The 18,054-nt window shown below is 73.4% G+C and carries 12 protein-coding genes; 4 read left to right on the top strand and 8 right to left on the bottom strand.

Features of this window, described 5'->3' with window-relative positions:
- The 4 genes from AB0A74_RS27355 to AB0A74_RS27340 all read right to left on the bottom strand — a co-directional run bounded on the left by AB0A74_RS27355 (position 1) and on the right by AB0A74_RS27340 (position 6,104).
- On the bottom strand, positions 1-3,042 hold the full coding sequence (locus AB0A74_RS27355) for a BTAD domain-containing putative transcriptional regulator (protein ID WP_358253781.1): 3,042 nt from the start codon (positions 3,040-3,042) through the stop codon (positions 1-3).
- Positions 3,043-3,381: 339 nt separating this feature from the next.
- On the bottom strand, positions 3,382-4,131 hold the full coding sequence (locus AB0A74_RS27350; protein ID WP_358253779.1) for a hypothetical protein: 750 nt from the start codon (positions 4,129-4,131) through the stop codon (positions 3,382-3,384).
- 105 nt (positions 4,132-4,236) lie between these two features.
- Positions 4,237-5,637 carry a cellulase family glycosylhydrolase gene (locus AB0A74_RS27345; RefSeq protein WP_358253778.1) on the bottom strand — a complete coding sequence of 467 codons (1,401 nt, stop codon included), beginning with the start codon at positions 5,635-5,637 and terminating at the stop codon, positions 4,237-4,239.
- The gene (locus AB0A74_RS27340; RefSeq protein ID WP_358253776.1) at positions 5,634-6,104 is read right to left on the bottom strand and encodes a DoxX family membrane protein; all 471 of its coding nucleotides are present in this window, start codon (positions 6,102-6,104) and stop codon (positions 5,634-5,636) included. The genes AB0A74_RS27345 and AB0A74_RS27340 overlap by 4 nt, the downstream gene beginning before the upstream one ends.
- A 170-nt stretch (positions 6,105-6,274) precedes the next feature.
- On the opposite strand from AB0A74_RS27340, the gene AB0A74_RS27335 reads away from it, so the two are divergent.
- Both AB0A74_RS27335 and AB0A74_RS27330 read left to right on the top strand, forming a co-directional pair.
- Positions 6,275-6,652, top strand: coding sequence for an STAS domain-containing protein (locus AB0A74_RS27335; RefSeq protein ID WP_358253774.1), 378 nt, complete (start codon positions 6,275-6,277; stop codon positions 6,650-6,652).
- Positions 6,653-6,699: 47 nt separating this feature from the next.
- Positions 6,700-9,012, top strand: coding sequence for a SpoIIE family protein phosphatase (locus tag AB0A74_RS27330; protein ID WP_358253773.1), 2,313 nt, complete (start codon positions 6,700-6,702; stop codon positions 9,010-9,012).
- On the opposite strand, the gene AB0A74_RS27325 is transcribed toward AB0A74_RS27330, so the two are convergent.
- Positions 9,002-10,189: an MFS transporter gene (locus tag AB0A74_RS27325; protein WP_358253771.1), complete on the bottom strand. Its 1,188-nt coding sequence runs from the start codon at positions 10,187-10,189 to the stop codon at positions 9,002-9,004. The genes AB0A74_RS27330 and AB0A74_RS27325 overlap by 11 nt on opposite strands.
- A gap of 53 nt (positions 10,190-10,242) precedes the next feature.
- Positions 10,243-12,096: a heavy metal translocating P-type ATPase gene (locus tag AB0A74_RS27320; RefSeq protein WP_358253782.1), complete on the bottom strand. Its 1,854-nt coding sequence runs from the start codon at positions 12,094-12,096 to the stop codon at positions 10,243-10,245.
- A 77-nt stretch (positions 12,097-12,173) separates the two neighbouring features.
- Between AB0A74_RS27320 and AB0A74_RS27315 the strand changes: the two genes are divergently transcribed.
- Entirely contained in the window at positions 12,174-12,518 is a 345-nt protein-coding gene (locus AB0A74_RS27315) for a metalloregulator ArsR/SmtB family transcription factor (protein ID WP_358253769.1), read from the top strand.
- A gap of 158 nt (positions 12,519-12,676) precedes the next feature.
- Positions 12,677-14,887 carry a germacradienol/geosmin synthase gene (locus AB0A74_RS27310; RefSeq protein ID WP_358253768.1) on the top strand — a complete coding sequence of 737 codons (2,211 nt, stop codon included), beginning with the start codon at positions 12,677-12,679 and terminating at the stop codon, positions 14,885-14,887.
- A gap of 10 nt (positions 14,888-14,897) precedes the next feature.
- On the opposite strand, the gene AB0A74_RS27305 is transcribed toward AB0A74_RS27310, so the two are convergent.
- Both AB0A74_RS27305 and AB0A74_RS27300 read right to left on the bottom strand, forming a co-directional pair.
- The gene (locus tag AB0A74_RS27305) at positions 14,898-15,602 is read right to left on the bottom strand and encodes a hypothetical protein (protein ID WP_358253766.1); all 705 of its coding nucleotides are present in this window, start codon (positions 15,600-15,602) and stop codon (positions 14,898-14,900) included.
- Positions 15,603-15,680: 78 nt separating this feature from the next.
- Complete coding sequence (locus AB0A74_RS27300) at positions 15,681-17,999, bottom strand: hypothetical protein (protein ID WP_358253764.1); 2,319 nt, start codon at positions 17,997-17,999, stop codon at positions 15,681-15,683.
- Positions 18,000-18,054: the final 55 nt, after the last annotated feature.

Genomic DNA, 18,054 nt, shown 5'->3' with positions numbered 1-18,054 from the left:
TCACCGCTTGTCGGCCACCTGGATCTTGCCCTCGATGATCTGGGCCTTGAAGGCTTCCAGGATGCCCTGCAGCTTCGCGTCCACCTTGCGGCCCGCCAGCTCGTCGGCCCGGGCGAGGTCACCGCGCGCCCGGTGCACGGAAGCCAGGTCCCGCTCGGTCCGCGCCCGCCACAACGGCACCCGCAGCTCGTCCCACAGCGCGACGGCGGCCAGCAAAGCGGTCTCCGCCTCCGCCAACCGACCCCGGGCCAGGTGGACCTCGCCGATCGTCCGCAACGTGGCCGCCTCACCCCACCGGTCGCCCATCGACCGGCACACCGACAGGCACCACTGCAACCGCGGGTCCTCCACCTCCCGCCCCAGCCGCGCCTCGGCCTTGACCAGCGACCGCACGGCGTAGGACTCCATCAACCGGTCGCCGAGCCCCCGGAACACCCCGGCGGCCTCGGCGCACACCGCCACCGAGTCCAGGTAGGCCCCGACCGCCCGGTGGTAGAGCCCGATGGTGCGCAGCACCAACGCCTCACCGCGCAGGCTGCCCACCTCCCGGTAGGCCGCCAGCGCCTCGACCAGGTCGTCCCACGCCCGGTCCGGCTCGCCGCGCTCCAGCCGCACCGACCCGGACAACCGGGCCACGTACGCCATCCCGGACCGGTCGCCGAGCCGCCGCACCAGCGCCCGGGCCGCGTCGAGGTGCTCCAGCGCCTCGGCCAGCCGGCCCGCCTCCCGGCACGTGGTGCCCAGCCCGGCCAGCACCACCGCCTCGCACGCCGGGTCGTCCAACTCCCGGAACACGGCCAACGCCTCGGTGTGCAGCCGCAGCGACTCGGGGAACTCGTCCTGCAGGTAGCGCAGCTGCCCGAGTTCGGTCAGCATCATCGCCTCGCCCCGGCGGTCGCCCGCGCGGCGGGTCGCCTCCAGCGCGGCGGCGTTGATCCGCTCCCGCGCCTCGAACCGGTCGACCCCGAACAGCGACGGCCCCAGCCGGGTGGCGGCGAACCGGCGGACCAGGTCGTACAGCGCCAACGCCGCCCCGCGCTCCACCCCGACCACGATGGCGGGCTGCTCGGTGTCGAACCACGTCTGCGGGTCGGTGACCACCAGCGGCGACACCGGGGCCGGCACGGCGGTGCGCGGCCACTGCATCTCCTCCGGCGGCGACACGCCCGCCACCTGGTCCACCACCGACAGCCAGCCGCCCAGCACCCGGGCGACGGCCGCGACCAGGTCCGCCTCGGGTTCGGCGGACTCCGCCTCCTCGCGCCCGTGGATGCGCACCAGGTCGTGCAGCCGGTAGCGCATGAACCCCTGGTCGTCCACCCGCGAGAAGTCCACCAGGTGCGCGTCGACCAGCCGCTCGATCACGTTCTCCGCGGCGCGGGTGTCCACGTCGAGCAGCCACGCGACCACCCACGGCGCGAACTCCGGCACACCCAGGAACCCCAGGCGCCCCAACGTCCTGCGCTCGTCGGGGGCCAGCGAGCGGTAGCTGAGCCGGAAGCTCGCGCGCACCTCCAGGTCGGCCACGGACAGCTCGTCCAGCCGACGGCGCTCGTCGGCCAGCCGGTCGGCGAGCAGTTGCAGCGGCCACCGCTGGCGGGTGGTCAGCCGGGCGCCGGCGACCCGGATGGCCAGCGGCATCCGGCCGCACCGCTCCACGATGTCGGCCACGGCCTGCGGTTCGGCGTCGGCGCGCGCCGGCCCGACGATCCGGGTCAGCAGCTCGACCGCCTCGTCGTCGCCGAGCACCTCCAGCTCCACCCGCGACGCTCCCGGCAACCCGGCGAGCCGGTCGCGCGAGGTGACCAGCACCGCGCACCGGCCGCCGCCGGGCACCAGCGGCAGCACCTGGCGGGAGGACGCGGCGTCGTCGAGCACCACGAGCACCGTGCGGTCGGCCACCAGCCGCCGGTAGGTCTCGACCCGCTCGTCCAGCGTCTCGGGGATCGCGTCCGGCGCGCAGCCCAGCGCCTTGAGGAACCGGCTGAGCACCTCGGCGGGGTCGGCGGGCGCGTCGGTCATGCCGCGCAGCTCGGCGTGCAGCTGCCCGTCGGGGAAGGCCGCCGCCAGCTCGGTCGCCACCCGCGCGGCGAGTGCGGACTTGCCGCTGCCGCCCTTGCCGGACAGCACGCGGATGGGCGGCGACCACGACCCGTCGCGGGGCGCGAGCTCCCGCACCAGGGCCGCGATCTCCCGCGAGCGGCCGGTGAAGTCGGCGGGCACCAGCGGCAACTGGGTCGGCACCGGCGGTCGCGGCGCCGGCACGGGCGTCCGCTCGGACCCGGCGCGGGGCGACGGGTCGGGGTCGCCGCGCAGGACCGCCTCGTGCGCCGCCGTCAGCTCCGGTCCCGGGTCCAGGCCCAGCTCCTCGGCCAACGCCGCGCGCGCCTCCCGGAACGACGCCAGCGCCTCGGACCGCCGGCCGAGCCGGTGCAGGGCGGTCATGTGCCGCGCCCGCAGGCCCTCGTGGGTGGGGAACCGGCGCAGCAGCGCGGTCACCTCGGGCAGCGCGACCTCGTAGCGGCCCGCCGCCAGGTCGGCGCTGACCAGCTCCTCGGTGGCCGCCAGCCGCAGCTCCTCCAGCCGCGCCGCCTCGCCGGCGAGCAGGGAGGCGCCCACCCCGGCCAACGCCGGCCCGCGCCACAGCGCCAGCGCCGACCGCAGGACCGCCGCCGTGTCGTCGGCGGACCCGGCGGCCCGGCCGCGCGCGAGCAGCCGTTCGAACTCCACCAGGTCCAGCGCGCCCGCCGGGACCCGCGCGAGGTAACCGGGCGGGCTGGTGACGATCAGGTCGGTCACGCCGTGCCGGGCCAGGGACTGCCGCAGCGTCTTGACGTAGGTCTGGATGACCGCCCGCGCGGTGTCCGGCGGGTCCTCCGGCCAGATGACGTCGATGAGCCGGTCGGTGGGCACGACCCGGCCGTGCTCCAGCAGCAGCGCCGCCAGCAGCACCCTGGGCTTCGCGCCGCCCAACGGCGCCGCGACCCCGTCCACCACCACCTCGACCGGCCCCAACAGCCGGCACTCGACCCGTCCCGCCACGCACGCCACCCCCGCCAGGGCCCGAAGCGGAGGAGAGCGTACTCGATCACCGGACCGCGCACGGCCGTTCCGGCGCAAGCCATCCTGATGGACGCACGCCGTCCTGTGGTTCGTTCGGCGTGACGCCGAGTTCGGCGCGGGCATGAGCCCGGTGGGCGGCGTCGTGGTCGGACAGGACTCGCTCGTCGGTGATGTCGGTGGACCGGGCGGCGGCTGGCTGCGGGACTGCGATCGGGGTGGCGGCTTTCTCGTCGGCGTGGATCGCGGCGCGGGCCGGCGGCCGACGCGAGCCGCGCACGGCCGTTCCGGCGCAAGCCATCCTGATGGACGTATGCCGTCCTACGCCTTTCCGATCCGCTCGTACACGGCGGCGAGCGCGCGGGTGACGTCGGTCGTCACGCGGCTGGTCAGGTCGGCCGGGTCGGTGGTGGCGGAGGCGATGTCGAGTGACAGCGACACGACCACGCGGCCGACCCGGTAGGTGTGGCGGGCGAAGTTGGCGTTGGAGTCCTGCGCCCCGCCGCCGGTGTCGGCCTTGAGCTGGTAGAGCACGTAGGCCTCGAAGCCGTTGGTGCCCAGGCCCGGACCAGTGATCTCGGCGACCGCGACGGAGAACCTCGGGTCGGCGGTGCGCTGCCCCCGCTCGATCTCGGCGCGCCGGCACTCGACGTAGGCGGCGGACTTGCGGACCTCGACCCACTTCACCGCCGTGGCCTCGTCGGGGAACACCGCGGCGGCCGAGTACACGAACCACCGGGCCTCGCGGGTCTTGAACTGGCCGCCGGACCAGCGGGCGCCGGTCGGGAGGTCGGCCAGCACGGTGCCGGCGGCGCAGTCGTCGTCGGCCACCGGTTCGCCCTCGCGGCCCTCGGCGTGCAGCATCCAGGATTCGCCCAGGTCGGTCAGGGTGATGGTGGCCCGGGACGCCAGGTCGGTGGTCGCCGCGTCGGCCCGAGGCCGGGTGGTGGTGGTCGTCGTGGTCGGCTCGGAGGTGGTGGTGGACGCCGGCGGCACGGGACTCGCGCCGCAGCCCGCCACGCCGAACACCGCCGCCACGACGAGGAACCGCTGTCTGAACCCTGCGGGCATCACGCACCTCCGCGCATCCGGTACCGGAGTATCGGCCGAATGGGCTAGCGCGTAACCGGCGAAGGGGCCCGGCCCGTGAAGGCCGAGCCCCGTCCGCAGCCCGGGTCAGCTGGTCGGGAAGTTGTCCGCCGTGCTGACGCGGCTCTTGATGAACGCGCCGGACTCGGTGAGCACGCCGCTGCCGGTGTACGTGCCGCCGTCGCACGTGCCCGGCCGCAGGGCGGCGCTGCTCTCGTTCGCGTCGGAGTACGTCCAGTTCGCGTACCCGATCTTGAGCTGGTCCAGCAGGTCCAGCCACGCCGTGCTGCTCGCGCGGTCGAACGCCCCGCCGCCGGTGGCGCTGACCGTGCCGAACTCGCTGACGAACAGCGGCAGGCGCGACGCCGCCCGGCTCACCGTGGACCGGTAGTTGTCCTTGTGCGAGGCGGCGTAGAAGTGGAACGTGTACATGATGTTGGTCGCGTTGACCGGGTTGTTGACGATCTCGCTCTCGTTCGAGCCCTCCGAGACGCCCAACGACGACCACGCGCGCGTGCCGACGAGCACGACCGCGTCCGGGTCGGCGGCGCGGATCACCGGGATGACCTGCTCCGCGTAGCTCTTGATCGCCGCCCAGCCGACGCCGTTGGGCTCGTTGGCGATCTCGTAGATGACGTTCTTCTTGGCGGCGTTGCGCGACGCGACCTGGGCGAAGAACGTCTTGGCGCGGTCGATGTTGTAGTTCGGGTCGCCGGGCGTGAGGGTGTGGAAGTCGATGATCGCGTACATCCCGCGCGCCTCGGCCATGTCCACCAGGGTGTTGACCCGGTTGGTGAACCAGCTCGGGTTGGTCTCGTAGCCCTGCTCCTGCACGTACATCGCGATGCGGAACAGGTCGGACTTCCACTCGTTGGCCAGCGCGTCCAGCGAGGCGTTGTTGTAGCACTTGTCGAACCACTGGATGCCGTGCGTGCTCATGCCGCGCAGTTGGACCGGCCGGTTGTACTGGTTGCACAGGTTCACGCCGCAGACCCGCAACTGGCCGTTGATCTCCACCGGCGTGCGGCCGACGGGCGGGTTGCCCGTGGTCGTCGTGGTGGTGGTCGTGGTCGTGACGACGGGGGAGCCGGTGCACGCGACCCCGTTGAGCGTGAACGCCGTGGGCGCGGGGTTGGCCCCGGTGAACGTCCCGGTGAAGCCGATGTCGGCCGTCCCGCCGGTGCCCAGCGACCGGTTCCAGTCGACGTTCGTGGCGGTGACCGCGGTCCCGGACTGGCTCCAGCCGGCGTTCCAGCCCTGGGTGACCTTCTGCCCGCCGTCGGGGAAGGTGAACCCGAGCGACCACCCGCTCACCGGGTCGCCCACGTTGGTGATCTTCACACTCGCCTGGAAACCGCCCTGCCACTGGCCGGCGACGGTGTAGTCGACGCGACAGCCCGCCGCCGCGGCGACCGCGTGCGGGAACAGGGCCGCCGCGGAGCCGGCGGCCAGCAGGAAGGCCGCGGCGACGACCGTGGAGCGCTTCATCGAACTCCTCCTCGACGCAGTTCGGCGCACAGGACCACCAGTGCCGCCGTGAACAAGACCAGGTTCTTGACGACGAATTCGCCGGTGAGGGTGAGCAGCAGCGGGTTACCGGCCCGGAAGGCCACCGCCGGCTGCACCACCAGGGTCAGGAACGTGCCGCCCAGGTGCGCCATCACCAGGACGGCGGCCACCCGCAGGAACCGCCCGGCGACCAGCGCGAGGCCGAGCAGCACCTCCAGCACGCCGAGCCCCGCGACCAGCAGCCCCGGCGCCAGCCACGGCACCGTGCTCGCCACCAGGTCGGCGACCGGCGTCGCGCCCGACACCTTCAACGCCCCGAACCACACGAACACCACGCCGAGCGACCCGCGCAGCAGCGGCACGCTCAGCGCGTCGAGCACGCGCATGCCCTCGACCAGGGCACCGGGGCGGGGGAATCCCTCCACCATCCACACCACATCCTCCATTGGACGCAACGGACTGGGAGCGCTCCCAGAACTGTAACGTGAAAGACACCGACTGTGAATGCCCGAGCAACCTCCGGTCATCAGAAGGCCTCTGACCTGCGCGTCTTCCGCCCGGTTTTGTGGGTCGAACGACCGGCAGCGGCCCGGCCGAGCCGTCTTAAGGTCGTCCGGTGGCGATCCAGCACCCGGCCCGCGCGGCCGGTCCCGTCCGAACGGCCGTCAGCCCGCTGCCGCGCCGCGTTGACCCGATCGCGCCCCTGCCCGGGGCGGTGCACCTCGACTTCACGGGCGGGGCGGGCGCGCAGGTGATCCGGGTCCGGGGCCCGGTGGACCGCACGTCCGCCGCGTTCCTGGTCGCCCAGATCGGGTGCGTGCTGGCGGAGCGCCCGCGCCCGGTGCTGGTCGACCTGAGCGGCACGACGGTGGCGGACCCGGCCACGGCCGCGGTCCTGTGGCGGCTGCGCCAGTCGCTCCGGGCGCGCGGCTCGCGGTGCGCCGTCGTCGGCCCCGCGATGCCCGCCCCGCGCGCCGACGACCGCGCCGGGTAGCCGGTTCGGCTGGCCGCCGGCGTCCGCACGCGCGATGCTGGGTCGCGATGGCTACCCAGCGGGATCCGAGTCGTTCCGCACTGGCCGACCTGGTCGCCCGTCAGCGTGACGAGATCGACCGGTTGCGGGCCGCCGCGCGCCGCCAGGCCGTGGTCGAGCAGGCCAAGGGGGTGCTCGCCGAGCGGTTGTCGTGCCGGCCCGACGAGGCGTTCGACGACCTGGTCCGGCTGGCCCAGGCCACCGGCACGGACCTGGTGAGCGTCGCCGCCGGCGTGCTCGGCGTCCCGCCGCCGCCCGGACCGGCCGCGCCGCCGGTCGAGGAGCGCTTCGACCCGACCCGGTACGTGCGGCCGGTGTCCGGGCTGCCGCCCGCGCCGCGCCCGGTGGCCCTGGCCGCGGTGGGGTCCGCGACCGACTCCGAGGAGCTGGCCGAACTGGTCCGCGAGCACGCCGGGTGCGACGCGGTGCTGGTCTACCTGGTCGAACCCGACGGCGGGGTGCGCCTGGAGGCCGCGGCGAACGTGCCGGCGCGGGTGCGGCTGGAGTGGGAGCGGGTGCCGCTGCGCCTGGAGACCGGGGTCCTGGCCTCGGTGCGCAGCGGCCTGCCGCAGTGGTTGCCCGACCTGGCGGCGGCGCGGCGGCGGTTCACCCTGATCGGCGACCCGGAGACGGTGTGGCGGTCCCGGGCCTGGGTGCCGTTCCGGGATCGGACGCGGACGGCCGGCGTCGTCGGTCTGCTGTGGACCGAGCACCACGACTTCACCACCGGGGAGCAGTGGGACCTGGAGCTGGTGGTGCGCTCCGCCGGGTCCACGCTGCTCTCGCTGCTCGGCCCGGGCGGTGGCGCGCACGGCCGCAACTGGACGCTGTGGGCCCAGCACTTCCTGGACGTGCTGCCCGGCTCGGTGGCCCTGCTCGGCGCGGTGCACGCGTCCGACGGCGAGGTCGTGGACTTCCGGTTCGAGGCCGCGAGCCCCGACGCGGTCGACTTCTCCGGCCGCCGCTACCGGCAGCTGGTCGGGCGCAGCATCCTGGAGAGCTACCCGACCGTGGAGGGCACCGAGCTGTGGGCGGCCTACCACCGGGTGCTGCGCACCGGCGTGCGCGAGGTGGTCGGCACGTTCGACTACGAGGAGAACAGCCCCGGCCTGCCCCAGCACGGCCGGTACACGCTGACCATCGGCAAGTTCGGCGACGGGCTCGTGCTGGCCTGGCGCGAGCACGAGGACCCGTTGCAGCTGGAACGGCTGCGCAGCGTGCAGCGCCTGGGGAACATCGGCTGGGGCGAGTGGAACCTGGTGACCAACGAGATCGACTGGTCCGACCAGCTCTACGTCATCTTCGCCCGCGACCCCGCGCTGGGTCCGATGTCGCTGGACGAGATCCGCGCGTCCGTGGTCCCCGAGGACCTGCCGATCCTGCAGAACGCCGTGCGGCGGATGCTGGAACGCGGTGAGCGCACCGACACCGAGCTGCGGCTCAAGGCCGGCGACGAGGTCCGGTCCGGGCGGTTCATCGGCGAGCCGGTGCTGGACGTGCAGGGGCGGCCGGTGCGGTTGGACGTGGTGCTGCAGGACATCACCGCGACCCGGCACGCGGAGAAGCGGATGTTCGACCTGAGCGAGCGGTTCGCCCGCGAGCACCAGGTGGCCGAGCACCTCCGCTCCGCCGTGCTGCCGCTGCCCAGCGGGCCGCTGGAACTGCCGGGGCTGCGGGTGGCCGTGCGCTACCTCGCGGCCGAGCGGTGGGCGGAGGTGGGCGGCGACTGGTACCACGCCTTCACCATCCACGACGGCAGCACGCTGCTGGCCATCGGCGACGTCGCGGGGCACGGCCTGGCCACCGCGGCGGCCATGGCCAAGCTGCGCTACGCGTTCACCGGCGCGGCGCTGACCGCGCCCGACCCCGCCGGGGTGCTGGACGTGCTCAACCGGATGCTGACCGCGGGCGAGGACGTCACGCTGGCCACGGCGGCGGTAGCCCGGTTCGACCCGGCGGCCCGCCGGCTGACCTGGGCCCAGGCCGGGCACCCGCCGTTGCTGCTGGTCCGGGCGCACGACGTGCACGTGCTCGACCGGCCGGCGGGCCCGGTCCTCGGCGGTCTGCCGGGCGCGGCCTACGGCACGGCGGCGGTGGTGCTCCAGCCCGGGGACACGGTGCTGATGTTCACCGACGGCCTGGTGGAGCGCCGGCCGTCCGACTCCGGCGACCGGGACGACCTGGAGTACCTGATGGAGGACATCCGCACGTTCACGGCCGACATCGACCCGGCGGACATGCCGGAGGCGTTGACCTCGCGGCTGGTCCCGGCGTCGCCGCTGGACGACACGTGCATCGTGGCCGCCGCCGTCACGTCCTGACCCGCTCGCGGGCGGCGAGCGGGACGAAGGCGAGCACCACGAACCCGCAGGCGACCACCAACGCCGCAGCCGGCACCTCGACCCCCGCCAGCAGCACGCCCCCGGCGGCGCTGCCGACCGGGAAACCCAAGGCGCACAAAGCCGTCCGCGCACCTGTCACCCGCCCACGCACGTCCTTGGGCACCGCGCGCTGGAACCTCGACCGTTCCACCGCGTAGTACGGGGCCCACAGGAACGACGCCACGCCCGCCACCACCACGGCGGCCACCACGGTGTCGATGACCGCGAACAACGCGAAGACCGGTGCGGCACAGGCGATCGCCGCCGACACCCGCCACCGCTCGGGCACCCGCCGGTACAGCGCCACCCCGAACACCGCCCCGCACAACCCGCCCACGCCGGCCGCGCCCAGCACGAGCCCGAACGCCACCGGCCCGGCGTGCAGCACCTCCCGCACGAACACCGGGTGGAACACCTCCACCACACCGCCGAGGAACAGGAACCCGGTGGCGGACAAGGACAATACCAACGCCACCGGCAGCTGCAGCAACACCGCGAACCGCGTCGGCGTGCGCTCCCCGTGCACCGCCAGCGGCGGCAGCCCGAAGCAAAACGCGCTGGTCACCAGGAAACTGGCCGCGTCGAGCAGCAACACCGCCTCCGCGCCCACCGCCCCGACCGCGAGCCCGGCCACCGGCGGCGCGACGACGTAGGCCACCTCCCAGTTCACCGAGAGCAGCGAGTTCGCCGACTCCAACTCCGCGTCCGCCACCAGTCTCGGCACCAACGCGCCCTCGGCCACCTCCGTCACGGCGGACAACGCCGCGCACGCGAGAACCACGGCGTAGACGTGTCCGATCCGCAATTCCCCGACGTAGGCCAACACCGGGACAACGGCCACCAGCGCCGCTCGCAGCGCGTTGTCCCAGCCGAGCAGCAATCGCGCCGGAAACCGGTCGAGCAACCGTCCCGCCACCGGCCCGGTGACCACCCGGGGCAGTCCGAAGCACAGCAGGACGACACCCAATTCGGCAGGTCCGGCCAGGTCGAGGACCAGCCACGCCAACGCGACCGTCGTCAGCGCGTCCCCGGTCCGCGACACCGCCATACCCAGCCAGAACCGCAGGAAAGCCGGTTTCCGGCACACGTCTCGATAGCCCCGAATGGTGTTCCGCATTCACCACACGCTAACACCATGATTAATCGGGCGTTATATCGAATTCCGTGCGATCAAATACTCGGCCAGGAGCGCTTGGACAGCAGGCGCAGGCCGTTGAGCGCCACGAGCACCGTCGATCCTTCGTGCCCGGCGACGCCCAGGGGCAGCGGGAGGGTGCCGACCAGGTCCCACGTCACCAGCGCCACGATGATCGAGCCGGCGATGACGAGGTTGGCCACGACGACCCGCCGGGCGCGGCGCGCCAACGCGACCACCGCGGGCACCGCCGCCAGGTCGTCACGCAGCACGACGGCGTCCGCCGTTTCGACGGTGAGGTCGGAACCCTTGCGCCCCAACGCGATCCCGGCGTCGGCGGTGGCCATCGCGGGGGCGTCGTTCACGCCGTCGCCCACGAACAGCACCCGGTGACCCGCGCCTCGCAGGTCGGCCACCGCGTCCGCCTTGTCCTGCGGCAGCAGGCCACCCCGGGCGTCCTCGATGCCCACCTCGGCCGCGACCTCCCGCGCGGCGGGGGAGTTGTCGCCGCTGAGCAGCACCGGCCGCGACCCGGTCACCGCCGCCAACCCGGCCACCGCGTCCCTGCTCGACGGCCGAACCCGGTCCGCCAGCACCACCACCCCGACCGGTTGCCCATCGACCTCGACGCGAACCGCCGTCCGGCCACCGCCCGCCGCCCGCGGATCGGCCACGACAGCCACCCGTCGCCCGTCGACCACCCCGGCCACGCCCACGCCCGGCGTGGCGCGGAAGTCCCGCGCCTCGGCCACCGCCAGTCCACGCTCCCGGGCGCGGGCCACGATCGCCGCCGCCACCGGGTGCTCGCTCCACCGCTCCACGGCCGCCGCCCACGCCAAGACCTCATCGGCCCGATCACCCGGGCTCACCTCGACCACGCGGGGCCGGCCCTCGGTCAGCGTGCCCGTCTTGTCCACCGCGACCGCCGTCACCGCGCCCAGCCGCTCCATCGCCACCGCCGACTTCACCAGCACCCCGTGCCGCCCGGCGTTGGCGATCGCGGCCAGCAGCGGCGGCATCGTCGCCAGCACCAGCGCGCACGGTGACGCCACGATCATGAACGTCATCGCCCGCAGCAACGTCGGCCGCAACTCCGCCCCGAACGCCAACGGCACCGCGAACAGCGCCAGCGTCGCCACCACGACACCCACCGAGTACCGCTGCTCCACCTTCTCGATCAGCAGCTGCGTCCCGGCCTTGGTCGCCGACGCCCGCTCCACCAGCGAAACGATGCGCGCCAGCACGCTGTCGGCCGGGTCGCGCGTCACCCGCACCCGCAGCGCCCCGGACCCGTTGAGCGTCCCCGCGAACACCTCCGCCCCGACCGCCTTGGCCACCGGCAGCGGCTCGCCGGTGATCGACGCCTCGTCCACCTCGCCCGCCCCGCCGACCACGACACCGTCCGCGCCGACCCGTTCACCGGGTCGCACCACGACCTCGTCGTCCACCCGCAGCGCGGACGCGTCCACCACTTCCTCGTGACCGTCCCCGACGACCCGCGTCGCCCGTTGGGGCGCGAGGTCCAGCAGCGCCCGCACGGAGTCGGCCGTGCGCCGGGTCAGCACCGCCTCCAGCGCGCCGGAGGTGGCGAAGATGACGATCAGCAGCGCCCCGTCCACCACCTGCCCGATCGCGGCGGCCCCGGCGGCGGCCACCACCATCAGCAGGTCCACGTCCAGCGACCGCTCGCGCAGGGCCCGCAACCCGGCCAGCGCCGGCTCCCAGCCGCCGGCCGCGCAGCAGGCCAGCAACAGCGACCACCACAGCCACGCGGGCGCGTCGGCCCACCACGCGCCCAAGCCCAGCGCGAACAGGGCCGTCGCCGCGCACGCCCACCGGACCTCCGCCAGCGCCCACACCCCGACCCGCGCGGGGCCGACCCGAACCATCTCCGCCGTTGTCACACGCGGCACCATACAGGAACACATGAAGACCTCTTCATTTGTTCCTCGCGTAAGATCGCCGCATGGGACACGGGACGGGCAAGGCGGCGCCGCCCGCCGTGCTGGACGCGGATTCGGCCGCGACCGTCGCCGCGACCCTCCAGGCCCTGGCGACCCCGAGCCGGCTGCGCATCCTGGCCCGGCTGCGGCACGGCCCGTGCGCGGTGGGGGAGCTGGCCGAGGCGATCGAGATGGAGCAGTCCGCCGTCTCCCACCAATTGCGCCTGCTGCGCGCGCTGGGCCTGGTCGTGGGCACCCGGCACGGCCGCAGCATCGTCTACAGCCTCTACGACGACCACGTCGCGCAACTCCTGGACGAGGCCGTCTACCACATCGAGCACCTGGGCATGGGCACCACCGACGCCTGATCGGGTGATCTTCTCGGGCACGGTCGGCAGCGGTCCGTGTGCCGGTGGAACGGTCGGGGTCCACGAACGGGTAGACCTGCCGCCCGGACCCTGGTCGCCACGCCCGCCGACTGGTTGCGTGCACCCCGGTGGTCCCGTGACAGAGAGGTGCCGAGTCGATGCAGCCGTTCCAGTTGCCGGAGTTCTACATGCCCTACCCGGCGCGGCTGAACCCCAACCTCGACCGCGCCCGCACGCACAGCAAGGCGTGGGCGCACGCGATGGACTTCATCGACGTCCCCCAGCACGGCACGGTCATCTGGACCGACGACGACCTCGCCTCGCACGACTACGCGCTGCTGTGCGCCTACACCCACCCCGACGCGTCCGCCGGGGACCTGGACCTGGTCACCGACTGGTACGTGTGGGTCTTCTACTTCGACGACCACTTCGTGGAGCTCTACAAGCGCAACCCGAACGACATCCGGGGCGCACAGGTCTACCTGGACCGGCTGCCGCTGTTCATGCCGGTGGACGGCGTGATCACCGAGGAACCGACCAACCCGGTCGAGAAGGGCCTCAAGGACCTGTGGGAGCGCACGGTCCCCGCGCACTCGATGGACTGGCGCCGCAGGTTCGCCGACAACACCAAGCACCTGCTGGACGAGTCCATGTGGGAGCTGCACAACATCAGCGAGGGCCGGCTGGCCAACCCGATCGAGTACGTCGAGATGCGCCGCAAGGTCGGCGGCGCGCCGTGGAGCGCCAACCTGGTCGAGCACGTCACCGGCATGGAGGTGCCCGCGCGCATCGCCCTGACCCGTCCGCTGGCGGTGCTGCGCGACACCTTCGCCGACGCCGTCCACCTGCGCAACGACCTGTTCTCCTACGAGCGCGAGGTCCTGGACGAGGGCGAGCTGAGCAACGGCGTCCTGGTGCTGGAGAAGTTCCTGGACCTGCCGACGCAGGAGGCCGCGGAGCGGGTGAACGACCTGCTCACGTCGCGGCTGCACCAGTTCGAGCACACGGCGTTGACCGAGGTCCCGAAGCTGCTCGACGAGCACCGCATCGACCCGGCGGGCCGCCTGGCGGTGCTGGCCTACGTCAAGGGCCTGCAGGACTGGCAGTCCGGTGGCCACGAGTGGCACATGCGCTCCAGCCGCTACATGAACAAGGGCGCGCTGGACGGCACCGGCCTGGGCGGCCCGACCGGCCTGGGCACGCAAGCGCTGCGCTCCCTGCTCAACACCGCGCCGCAACGGCTGCGCAGCTTCACCCACGTCCCGTTCTCGCCGGTGCCGTCGATCCCGTGGCCGGAGATGCGCCTGCCGTTCCCGAAGAAGACCAGCCCGCACGGCCGGGCGGCGACGGCGACGGCGGTCGAGTGGTCCCGCGAGATGGGTTTCCTCGACGACGTGCCGGGCCTGTGGACCGAGGACATGGTCCGCGGCCACAACTACGGCCTGTGCTCCGCCCTCATCGACCCGGACGGCACCCCGGACGCGATCACCCTCTCGGCCCTGTGGCTGACCTGGGGCACCTATGCGGACGACTACTACCCGGCGGTGTTCGGCCGCGCCCAGGACATGGCCGGCGCCAAGGCCCTCACCGCCAGGCTCAAGGATCTGATGGCGGTCGAGGGCGCGTCGGGCACCACGCCGGCGGTCCCGCTGGAACGCGGGCTGGCGGACCTCTGGCGCCGCACCGCCGCGACCATGCCCCCGGACCGCCGCCGCGAGGTCAAGTCCGCCGTGTCGTCCATGCTGGACGCCTGGCTGTGGGAGCTGGAGAACCAACACCTCAACCGGGTCCCGGACCCGGTGGACTACGTCGAGATGCGCCGCCTGACCTTCGGCACCGAGTTGATCCGGAGCATGGCGAACCTGTCCACAGCGGACGACCTGCCGCCGGAGCTGCGGCGGACGCGAACCCTCCGCGACCTGGAGAACACCGCCGCCGACTACGGCTGGATGGTCAACGACCTGGTGTCGCACCGCAAGGAGGTGCAGTACGAGGGCGAGGTCCACAACCTGGTCCACGTGACCCGCAACTTCCTGGACTGCGACGTGCGCCGGGCGTACGAGGTGGTCGAGAAGCTGCAAAGCGCCCGGTTGGCCCAGTTCGAGCGCATCCTCGACGTGGAGCTGCCGGGCTTGGTCAAGGACCTGGACCTGGATGCCGACAGCGGGCACGCCCTGGCGACCCACGTCCAGAAGCTGAAGAACTGGATGCACGCCATCCGCGAATGGCACCTGAAGACGCACCGCTACAGCGACGCGGCCCTGGAGGAGCACTTCGGCGGACGCAAGGCGGTGGCGGTCCACGCCCTGCGCGGCCCCACGGGCCTGGGCACCACCGCCCTGCGCAACCTGACCGCCGCCCACCCGTGACCCGCGGCCACTACCCGCGGGTCAGGGCCGCGCAGTCGGTCTCGTCGGGCAGCAGGGGTCGCAGCCGCACGCGGTAGGTGGTGCCGCCGCTGGTCCACGTGGTGTCCGATCGGATGTCGCGGACCTCCGCCGCGGCGTACACCGCGCACCGCCCGGCGTTGAGGGGCGTCCCCTCGGCCAGCGGGCGCAGTGGCCACCGCGGGCCGGTCGGGGCGCCCGACGAAACGCCCGCGACGACGGCGACGCGCTCGGGTCGGTAGGGCTCGTGCGGCGACTCCAGGTCCGTGTCGGGTTTGAGCGCCACCGCGCGGACGATCGCGCCCGCGTCACCCGAGGCCTCCGGGTCGGGCGCGGTGATCCGGGTGACCGACCGGCCGGTGTCGTGGCCGAACACGACTTCCAGCACGGGCGCGTCCGGGCTCTGCTCGTCGAACGTCCGACCGGTCGCCAGGCCGGCCGAGCGGGCGCGGCCGTAGACGCGGTCGAACTCCGCCTCGGTCAGGTGGTACTCGCGGGGCGCGTCGCCGTCGGCGGTGATCAGCGTGCGGTCGCCGTAGAGCGCGAACTCCGGGAAGGTCACCCAGCCCGGCGGCAGCGGGCCGCCCCCCAAGAGCTCGACGCGCAGCGCCACGGCCTTCCCGGACGGCGGCGCGGGCGGGGACTGGCAGGCGACGGCGAGGACCGCCACGGCGACGAGGACGAATCTCACGGTCAACGGACGGGTGGGACGCACGATGTGGTTGCACCTCCGGACGTGCCGGCCGGGGGAGGAGCCCCGGCCGGCACGGTGTGATCAGGCGCGGCTGAGCGTGTAGACGCCCGCCCCGCCCCGGTTGACCAGCACGACGCCGTAGCAGCCCGAGGACGTGGCGGTGTGCGTCAGCGTCTCCGGACTCCCCGGCCCCGCACCGGTGGCCTGCGCCACGGCCGCCGCGCGGCCCTGCACGAAGCTCGCCGGCTGGTCGGGGTTGGAGGCCAGCAGGAACAGCTCCGCGTCCTGCCCGCCGTCCGACGGGGTGGCGGTCAGCGTGATCACCTGCTCCGGCGTGACGCCGCAGACGTCGCGCACCGCGACCACGTCACCCGCGCCCATCGCGATCTGCGCGCTGGACGCCGGTGGCAGCTGGCTCGCGCCCTGGGCCAGTTGGACCTGGTAGTCGCCGTGCCCGGACGCCACCCGCACCTGCGGGTAGTAGTCGCCCAGCGGCCTGCGGTTGGAGTCGACCGCGACGAAGTTCACCACGTCCGGCCCCAGCGTGCTCGACGCGAGCTGTTGGGTCAGCTCGCGGTTGCCGAACACCGCCAGGTCGTACCGCGCGCCCGCCGGCGGCCGGACCGCCACCGCCGACCAGAACACCGTCGTGGTCCGGAAGTGGTAGTTGTGCGGCGTCCGGGGCTCCGGCCTGGTCAGCGCCTGGTTGTCGGCCAGCGGGTCGCGGTAGCCGTAGTCGATCGTGTTCTGGTACAGGCTGCCCTGCGGGCGGTCGGACACGTCGAACTGGTCCTGGCCCCGCTGCCGCCAGTACTCGTTGAACGAGGTCGAGCGGTGGTTGAGGAACGTCTCCCACAGCCGGTTCGGCGCGCCTTCGCCGTAGGAGTCCCAGTACTGCTCCGCGCCGGCGTCGGCGAGGTCGATCAGCGCGCCCGCGACCCGGCCCTCGACCCCGTCGCCGTCGTTCCAGTCCGCCGTGCCCCACGTGGGCGTCTCCAGCGGCACCTCGAAGTTCGGTCCGCCGACGTAGCGCGGGTCGTTGTAGACGGCGGCCTGGTACCAGTCGGCGAAGCCCTCCGTCCACGCGCAGCTCGGCGAGGACGTGCGGTGGATGAAGTGCGGGCTGCAGTTCTCGGTGCGCGGGAAGTCGTCCTCGTACACCTCGTCCATCACCGCGTGACCCAGTTCGTGCACCACGACGGATCGGAAGTTCGGGTCGTCGGCGCGCAGGTAGACCCGGTTCTCGCCGGTCCGGTAGAACGCGCCCTCGGTCGAGGTCGGCGTCCAGCGGAACCGCACGACCCGGCAGTTGGTGTGCCGGGCGTCCCAGCAGTCGCCGGGGGTCCAGTTCTTGGCGTCGTTGACCTCGTCGAACGCGTGCAGCGCGCGCATCAGGTTGTTGTCGGCCGGGTTGAGCGCGCCGAGGTCCACCGTCGCGCCGTCGCCGATGCGCTGGATGTCGCGGCTGACGAACGCGTACGGGTCGTTGTCGCCGTCCGTGACCGACCACTTGCCGTTCTCGGCGACGAACCGGACGTAGACGTCGCTGCCGGCCGCCGCGGTCGAGCACACCCGGTACGCGCCGTTCTCGTCGGTGATGTCCGAGGTGAGCAGCTGCGGCCCGAGGAAGGTGCGCCGCCACAGCTGCACCTGGAAGTTCGCCGACGGGTGCCACCGGGAGTCCTGGTCCTGGTACCGCCACGAGCCGCGCACGCAGGTCAACGCCTGCGCCCGCGGGTCCGCCGGCAGGTCGGGCTTCGCGAGCCCGTCGGTGCCGACCGACCGGTGCGGCAGGTGCGGCGTCGCCCGCGTGACCACCGCCGGCGCCGGCGTGGCGGCGACACCGTTGACCTCCGCCTCCCGGTAGCCGCGGAACGACTCGGGCCGCGTCGCGCCGACCGTCACGACCAGGCTCCCGGACGCCGTGTCGACCTGGCTGCGCGCCGCCCCCACCACGGCCGCCCGGATCGGCGCCGCACCCGCGGCCACCGCCGTCACCGCGGCGTCCAGCCGAATGGTCTGTCCACTGTGGAGTTTCATGGTCCCGGAAGCGCGCTCCACCACACCACCGGCTTCGGGCGACGCACCGGTGACCCGGTCCGTGGTGAACCCTTCCGGCGCGCGCTCCCAACGCAACGTGGCGGGCAGGTCAACCGTCACCGCCACCTCGCCGACCTCGGCCTGCGCGGCGACCTCGACACCCATCGCGGCCGTGCCACCGACCTCGGGCACGGTCGGCAGGTCGATGCCGACCCGGACGCAACGCGCGAGATCGCCTTCTGTGAACGTGCAGTTCTCCGTGGCGCGGCCGGGCTGCCCGACCCCCTGTGCGGCACCCTGCCCCGCGCCTGCGGTCGTCGTGGACGCCAACACCGTGGCGAACGCGACGAAAATGGGCACTAATGATCTACGTGGTAACACGGATCCCCCTGAACAAAGACGAAGCCGGGGTACC

Origin of the sequence: Saccharothrix sp. NPDC042600 (assembly GCF_040647305.1) — a bacterium.
Classification (GTDB): domain Bacteria; phylum Actinomycetota; class Actinomycetes; order Mycobacteriales; family Pseudonocardiaceae; genus Actinosynnema; species Actinosynnema mutabilis.
The sequence above is the reverse complement of the archived record's forward strand: the minus strand, read 5'-3'. Positions and strand labels throughout refer to the sequence as shown.

Excerpts from the sequence above, each read along its gene's own strand:
- AB0A74_RS27350 (WP_358253779.1), bottom strand. The coding sequence starts at position 4,131 with ATGCCCGCAGGGTTCAGACAGCGGTTCCTCGTCGTGGCGGCGGTGTTC.
- AB0A74_RS27345 (WP_358253778.1), bottom strand. The coding sequence starts at position 5,637 with ATGAAGCGCTCCACGGTCGTCGCCGCGGCCTTCCTGCTGGCCGCCGGC.
- AB0A74_RS27340 (WP_358253776.1), bottom strand. The coding sequence starts at position 6,104 with ATGGAGGATGTGGTGTGGATGGTGGAGGGATTCCCCCGCCCCGGTGCC.
- AB0A74_RS27330 (WP_358253773.1), top strand. The coding sequence starts at position 6,700 with ATGGCTACCCAGCGGGATCCGAGTCGTTCCGCACTGGCCGACCTGGTC.
- AB0A74_RS27325 (WP_358253771.1), bottom strand. The coding sequence starts at position 10,189 with ATGCGGAACACCATTCGGGGCTATCGAGACGTGTGCCGGAAACCGGCT.
- AB0A74_RS27320 (WP_358253782.1), bottom strand. The coding sequence starts at position 12,096 with ATGGTTCGGGTCGGCCCCGCGCGGGTCGGGGTGTGGGCGCTGGCGGAG.
- AB0A74_RS27315 (WP_358253769.1), top strand. The coding sequence starts at position 12,174 with ATGGGACACGGGACGGGCAAGGCGGCGCCGCCCGCCGTGCTGGACGCG.
- AB0A74_RS27310 (WP_358253768.1), top strand. The coding sequence starts at position 12,677 with ATGCAGCCGTTCCAGTTGCCGGAGTTCTACATGCCCTACCCGGCGCGG.